Genomic DNA, 21202 nt, shown 5'->3' with positions numbered 1-21202 from the left:
ATTGAATGACCTCGCGCGACGACGAGGTCGAACATGGCGATCAAAGACTTAAAGCTGCCTGATGGCCCAATGTCGGGGCTGGTCGCCTCGGCCGTGGAATACATGGTCGATGCGGGACAGCGCAGCGTCCTGTTCCTGGACATCATGCGCCAGCGCGGCGACCAGTACCGCGAGCACGTCGCCCAGACCGCGCCGCACGTCCTGCAATATGCCGCCGAACTGATCACGGACGGCCGGAAGCTGGACGAGCCCGTCAACTACGCACTGGTGCGCATCATTCCGCCGAAGGATGTTGAGATCGACATGAGCCGGCGTCCGTTCATCGTGGTCGATCCGCGCGCCGGCCATGGACCCGGCATCGGCGGCTTCAAGGCCGATAGCGAGATCGGCGTCGCCATGAGGGCGGGGCATCCCTGCTACTTCATTGGCTTCCTTCCGGAGCCGATGCCCGGGCAGACCATCGAACGCATTGCACGCGCGGAAGCCATCTTCATCGAGACCGTCATCAGCCGTCACCCGGACGCCGACGGGAAGCCCTGTGTGATCGGCAATTGCCAGGCCGGCTGGGCCGTCATGATCCTGGCGTCACTGCGGCCGGAATTGTTTGGGCCGCTGATCATCGCCGGTGCACCGCTGGCCTACTGGGCAGGCGTGCACGGCAAATACCCCATGCGCTATTCCGGCGGCCTGCTGGGCGGAAGCTGGCTCACGGCGCTCACGAGCGATCTCGGTGCCGGCAAGTTCGACGGCGCCTGGCTGGTGCAGAATTTCGAGAACCAGAACCCGTCGAATACGCTCTGGACCAAGCAGTACAACGTCTACTCCAAGGTCGATACCGAGGCGGAACGCTATCTCGATTTCGAGCGCTGGTGGGGCGGACACGTCAATCTCAATGCCGAGGAAATCCAGTTCATCGTCGACGAGCTCTTCATCGGCAACAATCTCGCAGCCGGCAAGATCGAGATGTCCGATGGCCAGAAGGTCGATCTGCGCAACATTCGCTCGCCGATCGTGGTGTTCTGCTCCAAGGGCGACAACGTCACCCCGCCGCAGCAGGCGTTGGACTGGATCCTGGACTGCTACGCCGACGTCGACGAGATCAGAGCTTACGGTCAGACCATCGTCTATACCGTTCACGAGAGCATCGGCCATCTCGGCATCTTCGTATCCGGCGGCGTGGCGAAGAAGGAGCACGCTGAGTTCTCCAGCAACATCGACCTGATCGACGTGCTGCCGCCAGGACTCTACGAGGCCACGTTCGAGGCCCGTGGCAACGAGACGCTCAATGCGGATCTTGCGGTAGGCCAGTGGGTGATGCGCTGCGAGGCCCGCACGCTGGATGATATCCGCGCGATGGGCGGAAATTCGCCCGAGGACGAGCGGCGCTTCGCTGCGGCCAAGCGTGTCTCGGAGCTCAATCTCGCGGCCTATCAAAAATTCTTGCGGCCGTGGGTGAAGGGCATGGTGACGCCCCAACTCGCGGAATGGGCCCGCAACGTGCATCCGCTGCGGCTGCAATACGAGGCGTTCAGCAGCCAGAACCCCTGGATGTCCACGGTCAAATCGGCTGCAGATCGTGTCGAGACAGACCGCAAGCCGGTTTCAAAGGACAATCCATTCCTGGCATTCCAGGAACAAATGTCGAAGCAGATCGTGCACACGCTGGATAGCTGGCGCGATGCGCAGGAGGCGCTGAGCGAGGCCGTCTTCCTCAACCTCTACGGCTCGCCGCTGCTCCAGGCCGCGGTCGGCGTCGACCCTAATTCCGTGCCCTCGCGCCACCGGGAGATGTCGCCGGAGCATCGCGCCATGCTCGCGGCACGGATCGCCGAGCTAAAATCGCACATCGCTGAGGGCGGGCTCCGCGAAGCGGCGCTCCGCGCGCTGCTTTATGTTGGCTCCGCACGCGGCATGGTGGATGAGAGGAGTATCGAGGCGTTGCGGCAGGTTCGGCGTGACCATGCCGGCGCCCGCATGACGCTGTCGGAATTCAAGACGCTGGTGCGTGAGCAGTTCTTCATGCTGCTTCTCGATCGCGAAGGTGCTCTCGCTGCGATCCCGAAATTGTTGCCCGACGACACCAACCAGCGGCGTGCGGCCTTCTCGGCGATGCGCGAGGTGCTGTCGGCGAGTGAGGACATCACCGGCGAGCGGGCCAACCGCCTGAAGCGCGTCGCCGCGCTCTTCGGTCTGGACGGAGAGGCGGAGTTGACATCGAACGTCGCCCCTTTCGATCCCAAGGCAAGGGCGTCGTAACGCGGATTGGCAGGATCGGGAGTGACATCATGTCGGCCGACACGACGCAAACCCATCCCGGTAGCAAGTACGATCGGTTAATTGCGGCGGCGAAGGGCGCGCCGCCAACGCCGACCATCGTGGTGCATCCCTGCGACGAGACCTCGCTGCGCGGCGCCATCGATAGCGCGAGCGCCGGCATTATCCGGCCAGTGCTCGTCGGGCCCGAGAGGAAGATCAAGGATACTGCCGCCCGGTGCGATCTCGATGTGTCCGGCTTCGAGATCGTTGATGCCGCGCACAGCGACGAATCCGCGACCAAGGGCGTCGAGCTTATCCATGCCGCCAAAGGCGAGCTGTTGATGAAGGGCAGCCTGCACACCGACGAATTGATGCGCGCCGTCACCGCCAAGACCGGTGGCTTGCGCACCGACCGGCGTATCAGCCATGTCTTCGTGATGGATGTGCCTGCCTATACAGAGACCATCTTCGTGACGGATGCGGCGATCAACATTTTCCCCGATCTCGACGCCAAACGCGACATCATTCAGAACGCGATCGACCTCTACAACCAGGCAGGGTTCGGCAAGACGCCGCGGGTGGCGATTCTGTCTGCCGTCGAGACGGTGACCTCGAAAATCCCTTCGACCATCGAAGCCGCTGCCCTGTGCAAGATGGCCGATCGCGGCCAGATCACCGGCGGCATCCTCGACGGCCCGCTGGCTTTCGACAATGCCATCGATCTGGAAGCCGCGCGGATCAAGGGCATCACATCCGAGGTCGCCGGGCGCGCTCAGATCCTGATGGTTCCGGACCTCGAGTCCGGCAACATGCTCGCCAAGAATCTCGCCTATTTCGCCAAGGCCGATAGCGCCGGGATCGTGCTCGGTGCGCGCGTGCCCGTCGTGCTGACCTCGCGCGCGGATTCGCCACGTGCGCGGATGGCGTCCTGTGCCGTCGCCGCGCTCTATGCTCATGCCCGGCGCCAGAAGGCGCCGACGGTTGCCGCGTGATCGCCATGGATACGATCCTCGTCGTCAATGCCGGCTCGTCCAGTGTGAAGTTTCAGGTCTATGCGATCGAAGGGGACGGTGCGCTTCGTCGTCAGATCAAGGGACAGATGGACGGTATCGGCAGCCGACCGCGTCTGCGGGCAAGTGGCCCGAGCGGCGATCCGATGGCCGATCGGGCTTATCCGATCGAGGCTGTGCCTGATGTCCCGGCGGCGATGGCCGTTGCCGGCGACTGGCTGCGGGACGAACTTCGCGTCACACCGATCGCGGTCGGTCACCGGGTCGTGCATGGTGGGCCGGACTATTCGCGGCCGGTCCTGATCGACCACGGTGTCGTGTCCCGTCTCGAACGATTTGTGCCCCTGGCGCCGCTGCACCAGCCCCACAATCTGGCGCCGATCCGTTCGCTGCTGGCGAATTTCCCGACGCTGCCGCAGGTTGCCTGCTTCGACACCGCATTTCACCGCACGCATGATGCCGTCGCCGACCATTATGCCATTCCGCATCAGCTTCATGCCGAGGGTGTCAGGCGCTATGGCTTTCATGGGCTGTCCTACGAGTACATCGCCCGGACGCTGCCGGGCGTGGCGCCCGATATCGCGAAGCGGCGCGTGATCGTTGCCCATCTCGGCAGCGGCGCGTCGATGTGCGCGCTCAAGGACGGGCGCAGCGTCGAGAGCACCATGGGGTTCACAGCGCTCGATGGCCTCCCGATGGGAACTCGTCCAGGGCAGATTGATCCCGGGGTGGTGATCTATCTTATCTCCGAGAAGGGGATGTCGGCCTCAAACGTGCAGAACTTCCTTTATCGTGACTGCGGATTGAAGGGGCTCTCCGGTGTCAGCAATGACATGCGCGAGTTGGAGGCGAGCGCCGACCCCAAGGCGAAGCTCGCGGTCGACTATTTCGTCTACCGGATCGGTCTCAGTGCCGGCATGCTCGCGGCCGCCCTGCAGGGCCTCGACGCCTTCGTCTTCACGGCCGGGATCGGCGAGAATTCGGCGAACATTCGCGCGCGCGTGGTCGAGCAGCTTGGATGGCTCGGCGGCACGCTCGATCCCGTCGAGAACGCGCGCAATTCCAGGCTGATCTCGCGTTCCGACAGCCGTATCCCCGTCTACGTCGTGCCGACCGACGAGGAACTGATGATCGCACAGCATACGCTGTCGCTGTTGATGAACGGACAATCGACCAATCCAAGACAAGAGAGGGTGTCATGATCCCCGTGTTCCCGGATACAAAGGTTGCCCTGAAGGGCAAGAAGGGCCTCGTCGTCGGCATCGCGAACGACCAGTCCATCGCCTGGGGGTGCGCGAGGGCATTTCGTGCGCTTGGGGCCGATCTGGCCGTCACCTACCTCAACGATCGCGCCAAGAAACACGTCGAACCGCTGGCGCAGGCGCTGGAAGCGCCGATCTTCATGCCGCTGGACGTGATGACGGAGGGGCAGACCGAGGCGGTGTTCGAGCGGATCACGAAGGAATGGGGGCAGCTCGATTTCCTGCTGCATTCGATCGCCTTCTCGCCGAAGGAGGCGCTCCATGGCCGCGTGGTGGACGTCGGGCGCGATGGCTTCCTTAAGACGATGGACGTCTCTTGCTGGTCATTCCTGCGCATGGCGCATCTCGCCGAGCCGCTGATGAAGAACGGCGGCACGATGTTCACCATGACCTATTATGGCAGCCAGATGGTGGTGGAGAACTACAATATCATGGGCGTGGCGAAAGCGGCGCTTGAAGCGGCCGTCCGCTACGCAGCCGCTGAACTTGGCCCAAAGGGGATCCGCGTGCACGCGATCTCGCCCGGCCCGCTCGCCACGCGCGCGGCGTCAGGTATCCCGGAGTTCGACGAGCTCATGGACAAGGCGCAATCCAAAGCGCCGGCGCGCAGCCTGGTCAGCATCGACGACGTCGGCAATGCCACCGCGTTCCTGGCGCTAGATGGCGCCAAGCTGATCACCGGGGGCGTTCTCTATATCGATGGCGGGTATCACATCATCGACTGACCGCCCTCAGCGATAGTGCAGCGCAATCAGCTCGGCGACGCAAGCGGGCTTCTTGCCGCCCTCGATCTCGATCACGAGATGATAGTTGACGCGCAAGCCATCCGGCGGCACGTCCTCGGTTTCAGCGACGGTGACCCGGCCGCGGAGCTTTGAGCCGGCCGGCACCGGCGCCAGATACCGGATGCGGTCCGCGCCATAATTCAGCGTATTGCGCAGCCCTTTCAAGCCCATCACGGATCGAATGAACAGGGGAGCAAGCGAGAGCGACAGCAGGCCGTGAGCGATGGTGGTACCGCCGGGCGCTTCCTTCCTGGCGCGGTCCTGGTCGACATGGATCCATTGCTCGTCACAGGTTGCTTCGGCGAATTTATTGATCCGATCCTGGGTCACTTCGATCCAGTCGCTCGCGCCGATCTCGGTGCCGACCGCGGATTTGATCTCGTTGAAGTCGCTGAATATCCGCATGGTCGTGACCTCGTCAGATCGTCATTTCAGGGATGTTGTCAGGAACGACCAATTCGGCCTCTGTCACCGCCATAACCTCGCCAACGCTGACACCTGGGGCGGTCTCGAGCAGCGTCGCCTTGCCGTCCGCAAAACCGATAACCGCCATGTCGGTCACGACCAGATGGACCGGGCGCGCCGAGGTCAGAGGCAAGTTGCATGTCTTGACGATCTTCGACTTGCCCTTCGCGGCATGTTGCATGGCGACGATGACCCGCTTGGCGCCGCTGACGAGGTCCATCGCCCCGCCCATGCCCGGTACCATCTTGCCCGGGATCATCCAGTTGGCGAGAAGCCCATGCGCATCGACCTGGAGGCCGCCGAGCACGGTGACGTCGACATGGCCGCCGCGGATCAGTCCGAACGACATCGCGCTGTCGAAGGTCGCGGCACCCGGCAGCGCGCTGATGGGGCGGCCGCCGGCGTCTGTCAGTGTCGGATGCGCCATGCCTTGTTCGGGAATCGGCCCGGTGCCGATCAGTCCGTTCTCCGACTGAAAGAAGACTTTCAAATCGGCCGGAACGTAATTCGCAACCAGGGTCGGAATGCCGATGCCGAGATTGACAAGGTTTCCGCTCTTCAACTCCCTGGCGACGCGTCGGGCGATGATGATCTGCGGGTCCATGATCTCACCCGTTGGTAATGAGGTAATCGACGAGCGGCGCTGGGGTCACGACGTGATCGGGCGCGATGACACCGACGGGCACGATGTTCTCTGCAGTGACGATGACCGTGTCGGCAGCCATCGCCATGACCGGGTTGAAATTGCGGGAGGTCAGTGCGTAAGCGAGATTGCCGAGATAGTCGGCGAGAAACGCGTGAACCAGCGCGTACTGCGCCCGCAATGCCGTCTCCAGCAGGAACGGCTTGCCATCCACCTCGATCTGACGCTTGCCTTCGGCAACCAGCGTTCCGACGCCAGTCGGCGTCAGCACCCCGCCGAGGCCACATCCGCCCGCGCGGATGCGTTCGACGAAGGTGCCTTGCGGCACGAGATCGACGGCGATCTGGTTCGCGAGCATCTGCTGCTGCGCTTTCGGATTGAGGCCGATATGCGTTGCCGTCAGCCTTGAGACCAGCGCAGCGTCGAACAGCTTGCCGACGCCTTTGCCGGGGGTGGCGGCGTCATTGCAGATCAGAGACAGGCCGGTCTTGTTCTGCCGCACGAGTTCGTCAAGCAGGCGCTCCGGGGTTCCGACGCCCATAAAGCCGCCGACCATGACGCTCGCACCGGCCGGGATCATCGCAACGGCTTCTTCGACGGAAACGGCCTTCATGGGCGGAACTCCGGTCGGCAGGCGCAGGTGGATACTGGACCGATGTTGGGGGCGGGCAGACTCTCGGCTTTGATCTGCGTCAAGGTTGCAAGGTCATTCGCGCGGGCCAACGCCGACGCCTGCAAGGGTCTCGTGCCAGAGCCTGCGCACCTCGGCGTGCCGCCGTTCGAGCGTCGCGCTGACGGCATCCCTGAAAGGTAGGAGGTCCGGGCCCTTCAGGAACAGGATCTGCGCCTGCAACAGCCGGCCGCTCTCGAATTCGATGCGGCGCAGCGCCATCACGAAGGGATCGTTCGCGTTCGCTTCCGTCGGCAGCAGGGCCGCCGGCCGGATCCCGGCATGAACCGCATGCGCGAGCGTCGCGAGGTGAATGGTCTGCGCGCGGGTGTGATCGGCGATGCCTTCGATCGGGGCGGGGAGCCAGGCCATCTCCCAGGATGCCGCCATGGAGCCCAGCGCGAGGTCCGGGACCCAGGCGGTCGCGCGCATGAGAAGCGAGACGATCTCGCCCTCGCGATAGAACTGCGCGTTCAATTCGGTCTGCCAGGCGGCATCGAATCTCGCGGGCAGGGCGACCGCGAATTGCCGTGCCAGCGCACCATGCGCAGAAACCAGGAACGCGGCGACCCGCGTCTGCTGGCGCGGCGGCACGCGCCCGTCGGCTTGCAACGGTCCGAAGAACGCGCTCATGTCGCTGGCCTCTGCACCGGGATCGCGCGCAGATGGTCATAGCCGGCGGGAAACGGCGAAAAGTCTCCGCCGGCATCTTCCGGCGCGATCAAGACCTGCTTGTTGCCCTGCCAGCGGCCAGCCAACACGTCCTCGGCGAAGCGCGCCAGCAGGTCGGCTGTTAATGCAGCCTTTTCGAGCGTGAAGGCATGATAGGCCCTCGGAATGATGACGAGTGCACTGTCAGGAATTTCCACACGCAACGTCTCGTGCAGCGCCCGCGGCGTGAGGAAGTCGAACTCGCCGTTCAGGATCATGGTCGGGACGGATATTGAGGAGAGCTGCGGCGTCAGCGGCTTGAAGTCGAGGAAAGACTCCATCAGGTTCTGAAGGGCGTACACGTCGTTGACCAGCCAGCCCTGCCGCTTCACGTTGTCGAGCTTGTCCAGCAGCGGCTTCAACCACTGATCAGACAGGTTCATCGGCAGCAACAGATCCTGGAGGTAGCCGGTGCCGCCCAGAATGAGGCCGGTGCGCAAGGCGTTGCCGATCAGTAGCAGTTGTGGCGAAAGCTCGGCGAAGCAGCTCATCGGTACAAGGCCCGACAGCCGCGCGCCATGCTCGATGGCATAGCGCAGCGCGATCAAGCCACCGAAACTGATGCCACTGAGGAAGACCGGACTGTCTCCAAGTTCGCCGATCAGGCGATGCAGCACGGCGATGTGGTCGTCCTGATCGATGAACAGCGCGGGCTTGTCGGAGACGCCCTGGCCGAGCAGGTCGAAGGTAGCGACCCGGAACCGCCTTGCGATCAGCGTGTCGCGATACGTGCCCCAAAGCTCGGAATACTGCGTCAGACCGTTGACCAGCACATAGGCAGGCGCATTCGCCGGTCCGTCGAGCTCATAGCGGATACGATATGAGCCATGACTGAGGAAGGGCATTGCGGGGACCGGTCAGCGTGACGATGACCACAATCCTCAACGCAGGCCTGAGGATTCCATTGAGCTAAATCAAACCTCAGGAGGAGGTCCAGCCTAGCGTTCGCGCAAAATACCGCCAGTAGGGAGTTCGTCATGAACGGGAGAAGCGCACTCAAGCGTTGCTTCGTTAGCCTGATCCTGTTGCTGGTCGGCACCGCGCTCGCGGTCGCCCAGCCGTTCACGCGGCGCTCGTCGCAGATGCAGCATGACGGGCTCAAAAAGACCTATGAGATCGCGAACTTCCGGCTTGGCGGCAAGTACGACCTGGCCAATCCCTCCAAATGGGAGAATGGCGGCGAGGGCGGCGTGACGCTGGAATCGCTCGGGGCAGGCAAGCTGCGTACCGGATACATCGCGATCGGCAACGCGCGGCGCAATGCCGCCGGTGAGATCACCAACGCGGTCGTGATCAATTCCTATTATTCCGGCGATTCCACCGATATGTACGAACAGTGGGTCAAGGGCGCGGCCCTGTCGGGCGGCGTCCCGATCATCGGCCCCGGACGGCCGATCGACACCGACCGCTACTACGTCATCATGGTCGACCCGCTGGGCACGTGGGGTGCCAGCAAACCGTCCGACGGCCTCGGCATCAAGTTTCCGCAGTACAGCTACTACGACATGGTGCAGGCGAACTACCGCCTGCTGCGCGACGAGTTGAAGGTGGCGCGCGTCGCGCTTGTCACGGGCGTCTCCATGGGCGGCACCCAGACCTATGTGTGGGGGGTCATGCATCCCGAATATATCGGCGCCCTGATGCCGATCGGCGGCACCACGCAGTCGGACGGTGAAGACCCCGTCGGCAACTGGACCTTCCAGATGATGACGGCCGCGATCGAGGGCGATCCGGTCTGGCAGGCGACCAAGGGCGACTACTACAATCTGCCCAAGGAGAAGCACCCGATGCCGGGTGTGGCGTTCGGTTGGTCGATTCTGGGCATGACGGGCTACGACTTCGGCTTCCGCACGACCCAGAACTGGGCCGCGGTCCAGCCCGAGATATTCTACTGGGATCCGCCGAACGAGAAGGCCGGTCTGAGTGTCACCAACCGTGCCAAGCTCTATGACGCCGTCGATCTCGTCTGGCGCAACCGGGTCGGTGAGACCCATAACGTCAATCCCTATCTCGGCCGCATCCAGTCGCGCACACTGGTGATGCACATCACCAACGATCTCTGGCTGAACTTCAAGCTGGCCCAAAAAGCTGTAGATCGCGTGCCGGGCGCGGACCTGATCGCGCAGGAGAGTCCGGTCGCCCATTACGGCGTGTTCCCGATCATCAACCAGCGCAAGAACGATCCGAAGTTCGTCGCTTTCATGGACGACGTCGCGGCTCTCGATCGCGCGGGGATGTTCGTCGACAAGAATTATCGCGTGCCGGGCGTCGCCCAAAACATCGATCCGAGCAAGTCCTTCTGGAAGGACTTCGTGACCTATCCCTATCCGGTCAAATACGCCAACGCCAAGGACAAGATCGGCAACACCTGGCAGATCGGTTACATGGATGAGTATGCCGGCACCGACAAGGATCCCAAGGTCCTCGTCATCATCCACGGCAAGGGCGCATTCGGCGGGCACTACGGCAACATCATGCAATATGCGCTGCGGAGTGGCTTGCGTGTGATCGTGCCGGACTTGCCGAACTACGGCATGTCCGGGCCCGGTAATCTCGATAAGAGCCCGGCGCGCACCATGCAGGATATGCGCGAGGTCATCTACGACCTCGTCGTAAACCAGCTTGGCGTCAAGAAAGCCTATTATCTCGGCCACTCGCTGGGTGGTCAGTTCGTCACGGGGGTACGCCCTGACCTGGCCGGATGCGGTGCAGGGCCTCGCGCTCGAAGCACCATCCGGACTCGAGGAATACCCGCGCGACATTACGATCGCGAAAGACAAGAAGGCACCTCTGTTCCAACCGGGACTCGGTCGCGACTTCGACAAGTGGAAGCAGATCTGGGACCAGACCGGCATCCTGGCGGCGGAGAAGGCCCGCGACGAGCAGAGCATTCGTGACTTCTTCTACTTCAAAAAGCGCAACCCCGACACCGGCGTGGTGTCGGCGGCGAAGAGCGGCTACTTCTTCAGCGATAGCGAATATGCGCGCTTCCATACCGAGCAGCGCGTCGGGCTTACCAAGGGCAACCCCAAGGAGCTCGAACAGTGGTGCAACGTCTTCATCTTCGACATCTATACGATCGGAGCCGAGCTCCAGCAGGATGATCCGAAGAACCTTTACGAGCGGGTCACCCAGATCAAGGCGCCGATCTTCCTCGCTTTCGGTGACAAGGAGCCGTTCATCCCGACGCCCGCCTTCAACGGGTTGACCGATCTCGGACGCGACGTCATCACGCCGTTCATGACGCGCATGACCAACGCCGGCAACCGGCCGATGCTCAAGATCTATCCGGAGACCGGGCACTTCATCCACACGGACAATCCGGTGGAATATTCCGCCGACGTCGTGGACTTCGTCACGAAGGGAACGGTCGACACCTCATCCCCCCTTGGTACAGATCGCATGATCAAGGGTTCCGTGGTATCCGCCCTGCCAGTGGCGCCAACACCTCCCGGTGCGGCACCAACCGCCGGTCTCAACAAATAGGATCGGTCTATGCCACGGGTGCAGGCGGGTGAAATCGAGCTTGGCTGGCGGGAGTGGGGCCGAGGCGAAGTGACCGTCGTCTTCATCCATGGCAATCTCGCCAGCAAGGACTGGATCGAGCTGGCTGCGCCCTTGTTTCCAACGGGCCTGCGTGTCATCGCCATCGACTGGCGCGGCTGCGGGGACAGCGACCGGCCGAAGCCTGCCGCCGATTATTCGAACTACTCCATGCAGCAGCATGCCGAGGACATGCTGGCTGCACTCGATATGCTCGACATCGGTTATTGCCATCTCGCGACGCATTCGACCGGCGGCATCATCGCCGCCCGCATGCTCTTGATGCAGCCGCAGCGTTTCGGGAGCGTGTTCGCACTCGATCCGGTGACGCCGCTCGGCATGGCTTTCAATGCCGACCAGATCGGCTTGTTTCGGGCGATGATGGCGAGCAAGGACCTGACACGGACGATCATGGCGAGCGCGGCGTCCTCGCTGTTCGTGCCCGAGAGCATGGCGCCGAACGCCGTGCCTCGATTTCGGGAGGGATTGAAGGACATTCAGGCGTTGTTCGACCGCATCATCGAGCAGACCTTTGGCGTCTCCGAGGGCATCTGGATCGGAACGCCTGTCAACCTCACGAAGGAAAGAGAGAGCAGAGAGCTCGAGTGCCGCATGCCGGAGCTGAAGCATCCGCATCTGGTGCTATGGGGCGAATGGGACGGTTGGATTCTGCCGGCCGATCTTCACGTCATGGCCGATGCGATGCCGGATTGCCGTCTCGTGATCGTGCCTCGCGTCGGGCACTCGATGAATCTCGAAGTACCCGCGCTCTACGCCGGCTATTTCGGCGCCTGGTTCGGAGGACTTACCCCGTAACTGCTAACACCTGAAGGGAGAGACGTCATGGCAGAGATCAATCTATCCGCAGATAACGTCCGTGCGGCGCTGACCGAGGCACTTGGCCGCCTGCGTAAGGCCAACGCCGACTATTTCGAGATGCTGGAGAAGGGGATCAGTTCGTCGCCACTGCCGATCGCGAACCAGGCGAAGGAGTTTTGCAGTTTCATGCAGCGCAATGTCACAGCGACCCTGGACCTCAGCGACAAGCTGGTCCATGCCAAGGATGTCCAGGACGCGCTCAAGCTTCAAGCCGATTTCTTCCAGGAGCAGATGCGGGCCCTGACCGACCAGACCAAGACCATGGGTGAGGCGGCGATGAAGGCGGCCGGCGGCATGTTCAGTCCGAAGAGCTGAGACTGCAACCACGGTACTGACAGACGCGGTAGCGTCAGAAAGGTCTGGTATGGCCGAGACCAACAAGCTTTCTGTCGAAAAGGCACTCCAGAAGTTGCTTCGCGACGAACCCTTGGAAACGGCGAGCGAGCAACGAGACGAAAAAGCCGAGGCGCTCAGGGAGGAGATCAAGCGCATGCGCGCGCAGAGATCGCGTCTTGAGCGATCACCCGGCAAGGACAAGTGAGATCCGGTATCATCGGATGATGCCCCCGGTTTTTCGTCGGCATGCTGGCCCGTGTCGCCAACAGCTGGTCGGTGGCCGTGCTGTTCGAGGTTCTGCGCAAGACGCTCGACAATCTGGCCGATTTCAAAGCGCCCGGCTTCACATGCCCGTAAGCCGAAGAGCGGAGCGGGCGCAGCATGCGTGATATCGCCACATCGGGGCCCGTTGCCGATTTCCTGTTCGGCTTCGGCGCGCTGTTCGCGATCATCAATCCCTACGGACTGGCCTTCATCTTCCTCGACAAGACGAGAGGTCTTTCTGAAGACGAGCGCGCGAGCCTTGCGCTGCGGGTTGCCGGATATGCCTTCGTGGTCCTGCTGGTGTCGCTGTTTCTGGGCAGCCAGATCCTCAACTTCTTCGGCGTGACAATCCCGGCGCTTCGGATTGCCGGCGGCCTCGTGGTCGCAGCGACAGGCTGGTCCATGCTCCACGCACCCTCGGGCCCGGCCGGACCTCACGAGGTCTCGTTCCCCGATCATGCGACCATGAAACGCATGGCCTTCTTTCCCCTCACAATTCCGCTGACGACCGGGCCGGGAACGATCGCGACAGCCATCGCGATCGGGATTAGCCGGACCAGCAGCCTCGATGCGATGTTCCAGTCATCGATCGTTTCGCTTCTGGTGGCGTTCGCCGTGACTGCCGCGATCTATCACGCCTACCGGAAATCGAGCGCAATGGCGCGTCTGTTCGGCGAGGAGGGCACCAGCGTGGTGACGAAACTGTCAGCTTTCCTGCTGCTCTGCATCGGCGTGCAGATCATCCTCACCGGCGTTTCCGAGGTCGCGCGGTCCATATTGGACAACGCTCCGCGCGCTATTCAATAGGTGGATTGCAGGTTTAAGCCTGTAGCCCCGCCAACTGGCGCCGGTTGAGCAGCACGATCTGACGCTGGGTATTGCCGACGAAGCCGAGAATGCCGGGCTCATGCAGTCACGACAAGGCGCGCGATACAGTCTCCAAAGTCAGGCCGAGATAGTTGGCCCCGAAACTGAAGATGTGTTGGTCACCTAATCGCCGTGTGCCGCGCTTTCAAGCGACGACTTCGATGACGCCCATCATGCCCTTGTCTTCGTGATCGACTGCATGACAATGGTAGACAAATCGACCGACGATTGCTGGATCGGTGAACGGAATGAGGACCTTGAGGGTGCCAGGTCTCTGGTCCGTTGCTGGCGGTACCGAAAAAGTGTCGCGCAGACTGTCATCGTGCCAGGAAGCGCCGCCTACTTCCGTCACCAGGAAGGGTGTCTGGTGAATATGGAAGCTGTGATACTGCTGATCCGTGTTGATCACCGTCCACTCTTCGGTATCGCCGAATTTGACGGTTTGGTCGGTGCGCGCCTCGTCGACAACGCGGCCATCAATCATGAATATCTTGCGGTCGCTGGTGCGCGAATAAGATAGCGTTCGGCGCCGCGCGATCGGCGCGATGCGAACGTCGTTTATCCATTGTGGCCCAGTGACCCGCTGGCGCAAGATATCATCGTCGATCTTCGCACTCTGCAACAAACCGCTGGAATGGATGACTGCCAGTTGCCGCACCGGTTCCGGCGGCCGCCAGGTTTCGTTCTGAAAAGAAATGGTTCGCATCGGGTATTCCCCTGCGGGCGGACCGATGACAAGGGCGTCAATCCGCTCGCCGGGGCCAATGAAAAGTTCGGTCATCTTGCGTGGCTGCGACAAGGCGTGCCCATCGGTTGCCACGACGTAAAGCGGCATGCCCTCAATACGCAATTTGTAGAAATCCGACGCTCCGATGTGCGCAATGCGCCAAAACTGCATTTCGCCGGCGCGCATGGAGATGGCGGGATTGATCTGACCATTGATCGAAACTATTTCGCTTTCGTCGTCACACTTGAAGTGCTTGATTAGAAAGAAGCGCTCCGGCAATCCGCGCAGCAGCGGGAAAAGTTCGTCAATGCCATCGACGACCAGAGCACCCGACATGCCGCCAATGATTTGATTATTGACGAACCCGTGCGCATGGGGGTGGTACCAGAACAAGCCCGGACTTTGCCGGCCGGACGCCGGAATGCGCACCTGGTATTGGAATGTTTCGCCGGGTTGAACGTGGACGAATACGTTATCGCTGTTGCCTTGGGGCGAGACGCTCATGCCGTGAAAGTGCAGGTTCGACGCGGTGCCGACACCGGCACAAATAGGGCCCAGGTAGCCAGGGCGATCGAACCCGGAGCTCAAATTGTTGCGGAAAGAGATCCGCAACGTGTCGCCCAGGCGTGCGCGCAGCGTTGGCGGCACATAGGCGCCATTGTAGAGCAGACCGGTAAACGCGCGATCGCCGAGCTGCACCGGTCCGGGCGCTGCCGCAATCGTCATATCGAGCACGCCGTTGACGCTGTGCATCTCGGGCGGCTGGATGAGCGGCTCGGGCGTTGGCGCTCTAGACTGCGAACGCGCCCCCGGCATCGATGGGCCAAGCGATAGCAGACCTCCGGCCGCGGCCGTCGCGCCAACGAAACGACCGGCGGCCTTGATGAACAGGCGGCGGTCGAGCGTCGAGGACTGGCGCATTGCATCCCTCATCACGCGCATGGCTACCGGAAGACGATCTTAGGTCTCTATGGGCCAAATTGTATTCTGCCATCTGCGTGTGAACCGGATGGCGGTGGCCAGTTAGCACGTGCCGAGACTTACCGCCTGTCACAGCTTCTTGTAGCCTCCCTTCGCAATTTGCCCTGGCCCTGCTGGGACCCGCACGTCTGCTCTTGCGTCGTTACCGGGGGACAAGCGGACATCAACAATTTCGGCCGCAAAACAGCACACCTCTTTACTGGACGCCGGCTTCCACCGACTTCCAATCTCTGGGCGCTCGCCATTTGCCATGTCTTCTTGCCCGCCAGATGCAGCACTTGGCGCGCGACTTTCCTCGCCCGGTGCCAAGCCGGGGACCGGATCGAGACTGTCGGTATAACTTGTTGATTGTGCTTGAGGTTTGGCGGAAGGGGTGGGATTCGAACCCACGGTACCCTTGCGGGCACGCCGGTTTTCAAGACCGGTGCCTTAAACCACTCGGCCACCCTTCCGGACAGAGAATGGTTGTCGCTTAACGCAGTCGACCGCGCAAGGCAACGCGAAGTTGGCGCTTGCGGGGGAAAAACAAGTCCGATGGGGAAACAGGCCGGGAAGGGCGAAGCTCGGCTTCGTCGAGCAGTCGTTCGGCGCGGATTCGCTCACGGTGTGGCTCGGCGTCGTCCCACGACGACTGGAATGCACGCTGCGCTCAATCACGCAGCGTTTGATGACCGGACACGTCCGATGGCCGGCGCTGAGCTTGAGCAACGCACTCGTGCTCGCATCCGCCTCATCCACACGACGCTTGGCCAGATCTGTCGTTTCGATAAAGGTTGTATGAAATAGATCACGCAACCCCGAAAAATATTCGCGCTTGCTTCGACGTTGAAGGTGCGTGTTTACGTGACATCACCCAAAAGTTGTGCTTAGTCTCCGGCCGCCTTCTTCGTCTTGCTGTCCGGGGGCTGGAATGGACACCGAAGCATTGACCGTTGCTTATGCGCGCGTGAAGGCGATCCTGGATGAAGCTGCTGGCGATAGCACCGCTGATTATGGTGGCGCTGGACGGTTTTGGGACAAGGGCGCACAGGCGCTGGAGGCGGCCGAGATCTTCGGCATCAAGATGGTTGCTCCAGTGCCGGAGGGCCACGCCTGCTGCATCCCGCCGCATGCGCGCAGCGACGCGTCCGGATTGATCAAGGGATTGCGCGGTGACGCACCGTTCGACGGTGGCCGGTTTCCGGCGCTTCCATGGGGCGGCAAGCGCGTCGCGCCTGCTGACGTCGACCGCATTGCCGACTGGATCGATGCCGGCTGCCCGGATGATGCGACCAGCGTCGCAGTCGAGCTTGCGCCTGGTAAGCCGGCGAAGACTGCGACGGTGAAGGTGAGCGAGATCGCCGAATTTGCGGTCGCTGCCGACGGCTATTCGCCGTCCGCGGATGCCGGCGAGCCCAGGCGGCGCATGAACATCGACTGCATGAGCGAGCCGCAGCTCGAACGCCTGCGCCGCGGCTTCCGCCGGCTTTACGATCTCGACCACTGGCCGGAAGACCGGCGCAACTACAACAACCAGGCGCTGATCCACCAGAACCATTGCCAGCACGGCTGGGAGCGCTTCCTGCCCTGGCACCGCGCCTATCTCTACGAGTTCGAGCAGAACCTTCAGGACTTCGAGCCCGGGCTGATGCTCCCGTACTGGGACTTCACGATGCCGGAGTACCGGCCGGAGGAGCCGGACAAGGGCCGCATCATTCCGAATTCGATGAAGGCCTATCTCACCGAGGAGGCGGCCGAGACGCTGTTGGCGGCGCTCGACCCGGCGCCGACGGCGGCGCAGAAGAAGGCGATCCTGGCGCTCGCGCATGACCGCGTCACCTTCACCTCACAGCACGGCTTCTTCTGCTACGTCATCAGCAAGATCGGCTATGCGGCCGTCACGCCGGATCCTGAGAATGCCAACCGCCAGCGCTTCATCGACGCGCTGCTTCAGTCGAACTCGCTCTGGTATCCGCTGCGCTATCCGGCCGAATATCCCAAGGGACAGACTATCAACCAGGCGATCAACTATCATTACCCGTCGGCCGACGACATCGCCCAGATCCTGAGCCTCAACAATTTCCGCGACTTCGGCGGCGGCAGCATCTACGACGCGGCGTTCGGGTTCCTCGACCAGAATCCGCACAACACCATGCACATCTGGACCGGTGGGCAGAATCCGGATGTAGGGCAGGCGACCTATGTCTGCAAAGATGCGCCGACCGCGGCGGCTACGTCGCAATCCGACGCCGAGACCACACGTCTGCGCGCGCTCGCCAAGCGCCGCAACGGTGCCGTACAGGTCGGCGGGCGCCGTTTCCACGCCCGCCCGGATCTTTATTCGCAGCCGCGCTCCGGCGACATGTTCAGCAACCTGACGGCCTCCTACGACCCGGTGTTCTGGCCGATCCACGTCAATATCGATCGGATCTGGTGGGAGTGGCAGAAGCTCAATCCGAATGCGCTGCCGGCCGATCTCGATTCCGTGCTGTCGCCGTGGAACTACACCATCCGCGACACGCTCGACATCGCGCCGTTCGGCTATGAATACGTTCGCAGCTCGCATTTCATGCCGGTCGGGCTCGAGGCGCCGGTCAGCCGCTTCGTGTCGCAGCCGATCAACGTGCCGCAGGCCGCGCGCAGCTTCAAACGCGCGGAGATCCGCCTGCATCAGGTGCCGCAACTGATGCGCTCCTGCTTCGTGCGCGCCTTCCTGAACGAGCCCGGCGCCGACGCCTCGACGCCGATCAAGGGCAACCCGCACTACGCCGGCTACATCTCGATCTTCGGACATGGGGCCTGCTACGGCGGTCCCGGCCATTGCGATATCCCGCCGCCGCAGCCGCGGCGCTTCGACCAGCGCGGGCGCAGCCACAACACGCCACGCGTCCATCGCATCGACGTCACGGCTGCCGCCAGGCAGGCGCTCAAGAAGAAGGGCCCGCTGCAGATCACGCTGGTCGTGATCGGCGGCGACTACCAGGAGGAGAGGGAGCTTCTGAAGCTGGAAGGCGTGTCGATCAGTTTCCTGGATTGAGAAAGCGGCGGGGAAGTCATGGCGACGTATCGAATCCATCCGGGCATCGGCATCGCGCGCCTGGGCAACAGCGACAGCGAATTCTACCTCGCGCCGGAGACGCCCGCGGCGATGCCGCTGGCTTGCGACAGTTTCGGCAATCCCCTGCACGGCCCCGACGGGGTCACACCGGTCCCGGTCAAGACATTCAAGGATGCGCAGGGCCGCGTGAAGCGGCAGGCCGCGCGCTTCCAGATCTTCGTCTATGACGACGAGTCCCCGGAAGGCAGGCCGCTGGCGCTCGGCGATGCCGTGGAGGGCGGCGGCAATCATGGTGTGCTCGTCGACATCCAGTGGCGCGTCTATGTCGCCAACAAGAAAGCCTCCTGGTACCCGTTCACCGAGCTCAAGGGCGAGCACGGTTACGCCCCCGGCAGCGCGCGCCGCAACGCCGACATCACCGGCCAGGACCGCGACCTGCTCATCATCGATCCCGGCCCGCGCAGCGTGAACGCGACCACCAACCGGCGCGCGCATTTCGATCGCTCGGGCGGCCCCGGCGGCTATGCCACCACGTTCCCGCCCAGGGGCCTCCAGCCGTTCGACATCGACACGCTGGGCGAGATGATGACCGACAACAAGGGCCGCCTGGTCGTGCTCGGCGGTCACGGCAATTCGGGCATGGACGTCAACGGCAGCTTCGGTCCGAAGATCGATGACTATGCCAACACCGACGGCTGGTACGACGACATCTCCGATGGGCCGGTGATGGCGCGGCTGATCATGTATTCGAAGCAGGTCGGCCAGACCCGCTACATCGACGTCGAGTTTCCTGCCTGGGTCGTGGTCGGCTACCCGCGCTTCGTCCCTGAGATCCTCGACATGATCACGATGGACGAGGTGCTGTACGATCTCTATGTGCGCCAGTTCGCCACCGATACCGGCATCTATGGGACGCTCGGCACCTATGACGATCCGCAGCAGATCCCGTTCCGCGACGAGGCGGCGCTGCGTCACTGGCAGGCCGGCCGTCTTGCCTGGAATCGCAACTACCGGCCGTGGTTCTATCGCGACATCTGGCCGATCCTGTTCCGGCCGGATGAATTCAGGTATCTGAACGATATCCTTCAGCAATCGAACTACCCGCACGATCAGGCGCAGCGCGGCACGTTCGATCCGGACAAATTATCAAAGACCCCGAAACGCGCGACGCGGCCGACGGCGACGGCGACACCGTCGGATGCACCGTTGCGCGATGCCAGTCAGGGCGAAGCGGTCATGGCGGTGGCGGCGGTCGCAGGTCCGACCCACTATTCCAAGGCCGACGATCCCTACGGACCGATGCGCCACTTCCTGTTCGATCTGTTGCGCCGTGCGGGCGAGGCCAATTCCTTCCAGGTGCAGGACCGGGCATCGTCGCGCGTCCATTCGCTGCCGCTGATGCCATTGCTGTGCGGCGACAATCCGCTGACCAACGAGACGCCGTCGAAGTTTCTTCATCTCACCGAGTACCAGCTCTTCATCCTCGGCCAGTGGGCGCGCGGCTGGTTCATCAACGAGAAGGAGGAGGGCTGGCTGCCCGACGGCTATTCACCCTTCGCGCCTTATCCGAAGACACCGCCGAAGACCGGCCGCGAGCTCGACCGCGGCGTGCTCAGCAACGTGCTCGGCGGCGCCTTTTGTCCGGGCGCCGAGCTCGGCTGGGTGATGCGCAACCCTTCGATCTACTGGGCGCCGTATCGCATCAACGCCGATCGCAGCGTCTCGGATTTCCTGCAGAGCGCCGCCCAGGCCAATCAGGACCACGGCACCGTGATTGCCGACCCGACCTTCAACGTCAACTCGCCGCTCAGCCAGGACAACGACTTCGAGACCGGTCTTCAGCCGGGGGACCTCACCAAATATATGGGTCTGCCCTGGCAGTCCGATTTCAACGAGTGCACCACGCAGCCGATCAACATCACCTACGCCGACTGGAACAATCTCTGGCCCGGCAGCGACAATGACGATCGCTTGCGGCGCGACGAGAAGACCTGGACCACATTGTGGTGGCCGGCGCATCGGCCGTTGCAGTCGTTCGAGATCGCCTCGGTCTCGAACGGAAAGCCCAATTACGTCTGGACCACGTGGAGCCGTGGCGTCCCGCAGACGCCGGTCGGCGACCTCAAGATGGTCACCGAGTGGTCGCTGCTCGGTTTCATCGTGCGCAATCCCTACGAGCCGGCCGTCAAGCCCGCCGACAGTTATCAAGGGCCCAAATACATCAGCGTCGAGCGAACAACCGGGTCGAGGCCCGATCCCAAAAGCGAGGCATCATGAGCGACAATCCATTCGTCGGACATTGGACCTATCGGAGCCTGCTCAATGATCCCGACGTCAACACGGCCTTCAACAATCTCGAATTCGGCCGCGGCACGATCGAGATCGTGGACGGGCCGATGCAGCTGCTGACCGGAACGATCGGCGGCCCGGGCTGGTCGCTCGCGCTGAAGGGATCGCGCGCCTACGGATCGCCGATGCAGGTACGTTTCCAGGGCACCGGCGTCGTCGGCGGCGAGGAATGGATCTACGATTATTGGGGCTCGCTGGTGCCGGCCTGGCCCAATGGCGTCGACCAGCGTCCGGCCATCGTCGGCTCGGTGATCCGGACCATCCCGCACAGCGGCGGCTCGCCCGGCACGGTGGCGCCTGCCGGCGTTGTGGCGTCGTTCTACGCAGTCCGGGCCGACTGACCTTGGCCGCGTTCGACATCATCGTTGCTGGCGCAGGTCCAGCCGGAACGGCCGCTTCCCGCGCGCTTGCGATGTG

The 21202-nt window shown here is 62.7% G+C and carries 17 protein-coding genes, 1 tRNA gene and 2 pseudogenes; 12 read left to right on the top strand and 8 right to left on the bottom strand.

Translation table 11 applies throughout. The features are described from left to right. The first annotated feature begins 33 nt into the window (after positions 1-33). From ABIB95_RS18055 to fabI, 4 genes are read left to right on the top strand one after another with little or no spacing between them, the layout of a single operon-like run. Positions 34-2256: a DUF3141 domain-containing protein gene (locus ABIB95_RS18055; RefSeq protein ID WP_354240953.1), complete on the top strand. Its 2223-nt coding sequence runs from the start codon at positions 34-36 to the stop codon at positions 2254-2256. Positions 2257-2285: 29 nt separating this feature from the next. Then, positions 2286-3248: a phosphate acetyltransferase gene (locus tag ABIB95_RS18050; protein ID WP_354240951.1), complete on the top strand. Its 963-nt coding sequence runs from the start codon at positions 2286-2288 to the stop codon at positions 3246-3248. Between the two features lie 5 nt (positions 3249-3253). Continuing rightward, positions 3254-4468: an acetate/propionate family kinase gene (locus ABIB95_RS18045; RefSeq protein ID WP_135213649.1), complete on the top strand. Its 1215-nt coding sequence runs from the start codon at positions 3254-3256 to the stop codon at positions 4466-4468. Next, positions 4465-5253, top strand: coding sequence for an enoyl-ACP reductase FabI (fabI, locus tag ABIB95_RS18040; protein WP_028147828.1), 789 nt, complete (start codon positions 4465-4467; stop codon positions 5251-5253). Before ABIB95_RS18045 ends, fabI begins: the two co-directional genes overlap by 4 nt. A 6-nt stretch (positions 5254-5259) precedes the next feature. Here fabI and ABIB95_RS18035 read toward each other — a convergent pair whose 3' ends face one another. From ABIB95_RS18035 to ABIB95_RS18015, 5 genes are all read right to left on the bottom strand, one after another. Next, on the bottom strand, positions 5260-5718 hold the full coding sequence (locus ABIB95_RS18035) for a MaoC family dehydratase (protein ID WP_071913863.1): 459 nt from the start codon (positions 5716-5718) through the stop codon (positions 5260-5262). Positions 5719-5731: 13 nt separating this feature from the next. Then, positions 5732-6382 (bottom strand): 3-oxoacid CoA-transferase subunit B, encoded by a 651-nt coding sequence (locus ABIB95_RS18030; RefSeq protein WP_166096587.1) that lies wholly within the window; start codon positions 6380-6382, stop codon positions 5732-5734. A 4-nt stretch (positions 6383-6386) separates the two neighbouring features. Continuing rightward, a complete protein-coding gene (locus tag ABIB95_RS18025) occupies positions 6387-7034 on the bottom strand; it encodes a CoA transferase subunit A (RefSeq protein WP_063983266.1) in 648 nt (215 codons plus the stop codon). A 93-nt stretch (positions 7035-7127) separates the two neighbouring features. Continuing rightward, positions 7128-7724: a hypothetical protein gene (locus ABIB95_RS18020; protein ID WP_354240948.1), complete on the bottom strand. Its 597-nt coding sequence runs from the start codon at positions 7722-7724 to the stop codon at positions 7128-7130. Next, complete coding sequence (locus ABIB95_RS18015; RefSeq protein WP_354240946.1) at positions 7721-8647, bottom strand: alpha/beta fold hydrolase; 927 nt, start codon at positions 8645-8647, stop codon at positions 7721-7723. Before ABIB95_RS18015 ends, ABIB95_RS18020 begins: the two co-directional genes overlap by 4 nt. Positions 8648-8779: 132 nt before the next feature. Here ABIB95_RS18015 and ABIB95_RS18010 point away from each other — a divergent pair. The 5 genes and pseudogenes from ABIB95_RS18010 (at position 8780) to ABIB95_RS17990 (ending at position 13631) form a co-directional block, all read left to right on the top strand. Beyond that, positions 8780-11288, top strand: a pseudogene (locus tag ABIB95_RS18010) (alpha/beta hydrolase). A 9-nt stretch (positions 11289-11297) separates the two neighbouring features. Next, positions 11298-12161, top strand: coding sequence for an alpha/beta fold hydrolase (locus ABIB95_RS18005; protein ID WP_354240944.1), 864 nt, complete (start codon positions 11298-11300; stop codon positions 12159-12161). Between the two features lie 27 nt (positions 12162-12188). Further along, positions 12189-12539: a phasin gene (locus ABIB95_RS18000; RefSeq protein WP_354240942.1), complete on the top strand. Its 351-nt coding sequence runs from the start codon at positions 12189-12191 to the stop codon at positions 12537-12539. Between the two features lie 49 nt (positions 12540-12588). Continuing rightward, entirely contained in the window at positions 12589-12765 is a 177-nt protein-coding gene (locus ABIB95_RS17995; protein WP_166096581.1) for a hypothetical protein, read from the top strand. A gap of 176 nt (positions 12766-12941) precedes the next feature. Next, positions 12942-13631, top strand: coding sequence for a MarC family protein (locus ABIB95_RS17990; protein WP_354240940.1), 690 nt, complete (start codon positions 12942-12944; stop codon positions 13629-13631). Between the two features lie 13 nt (positions 13632-13644). Here ABIB95_RS17990 and ABIB95_RS17985 read toward each other — a convergent pair. The 3 genes and pseudogenes from ABIB95_RS17985 to ABIB95_RS17975 all read right to left on the bottom strand — a co-directional run. Continuing rightward, positions 13645-13788: pseudogene (locus tag ABIB95_RS17985) on the bottom strand (helix-turn-helix domain-containing protein); the annotation flags it as partial. A 48-nt stretch (positions 13789-13836) separates the two neighbouring features. Then, entirely contained in the window at positions 13837-15339 is a 1503-nt protein-coding gene (locus tag ABIB95_RS17980) for a multicopper oxidase family protein (RefSeq protein ID WP_354240938.1), read from the bottom strand. A 422-nt stretch (positions 15340-15761) separates the two neighbouring features. After that, a tRNA-Ser gene (locus tag ABIB95_RS17975) sits at positions 15762-15851 on the bottom strand. A gap of 458 nt (positions 15852-16309) precedes the next feature. On the opposite strand from ABIB95_RS17975, the gene ABIB95_RS17970 reads away from it, so the two are divergent. The 3 genes from ABIB95_RS17970 to ABIB95_RS17960 are packed head-to-tail and all read left to right on the top strand — an operon-like array spanning position 16310 to position 21126. Beyond that, positions 16310-18415: a tyrosinase family protein gene (locus ABIB95_RS17970; RefSeq protein WP_354240936.1), complete on the top strand. Its 2106-nt coding sequence runs from the start codon at positions 16310-16312 to the stop codon at positions 18413-18415. 18 nt (positions 18416-18433) lie between these two features. Then, positions 18434-20713, top strand: a complete 2280-nt coding sequence (locus ABIB95_RS17965) for a LodA/GoxA family CTQ-dependent oxidase (RefSeq protein WP_354240934.1) — start codon at positions 18434-18436, stop codon at positions 20711-20713. Continuing rightward, positions 20710-21126, top strand: coding sequence for a hypothetical protein (locus tag ABIB95_RS17960; RefSeq protein WP_014495276.1), 417 nt, complete (start codon positions 20710-20712; stop codon positions 21124-21126). Before ABIB95_RS17965 ends, ABIB95_RS17960 begins: the two co-directional genes overlap by 4 nt. Positions 21127-21202 lie beyond the last annotated feature (76 nt).

The sequence above is a fragment of the Bradyrhizobium sp. LA2.1 genome (genome assembly GCF_040547725.1).
GTDB classification, from domain to species: domain Bacteria; phylum Pseudomonadota; class Alphaproteobacteria; order Rhizobiales; family Xanthobacteraceae; genus Bradyrhizobium; species Bradyrhizobium barranii.
This window is presented reverse-complemented; position numbering and strand designations above follow the sequence as displayed.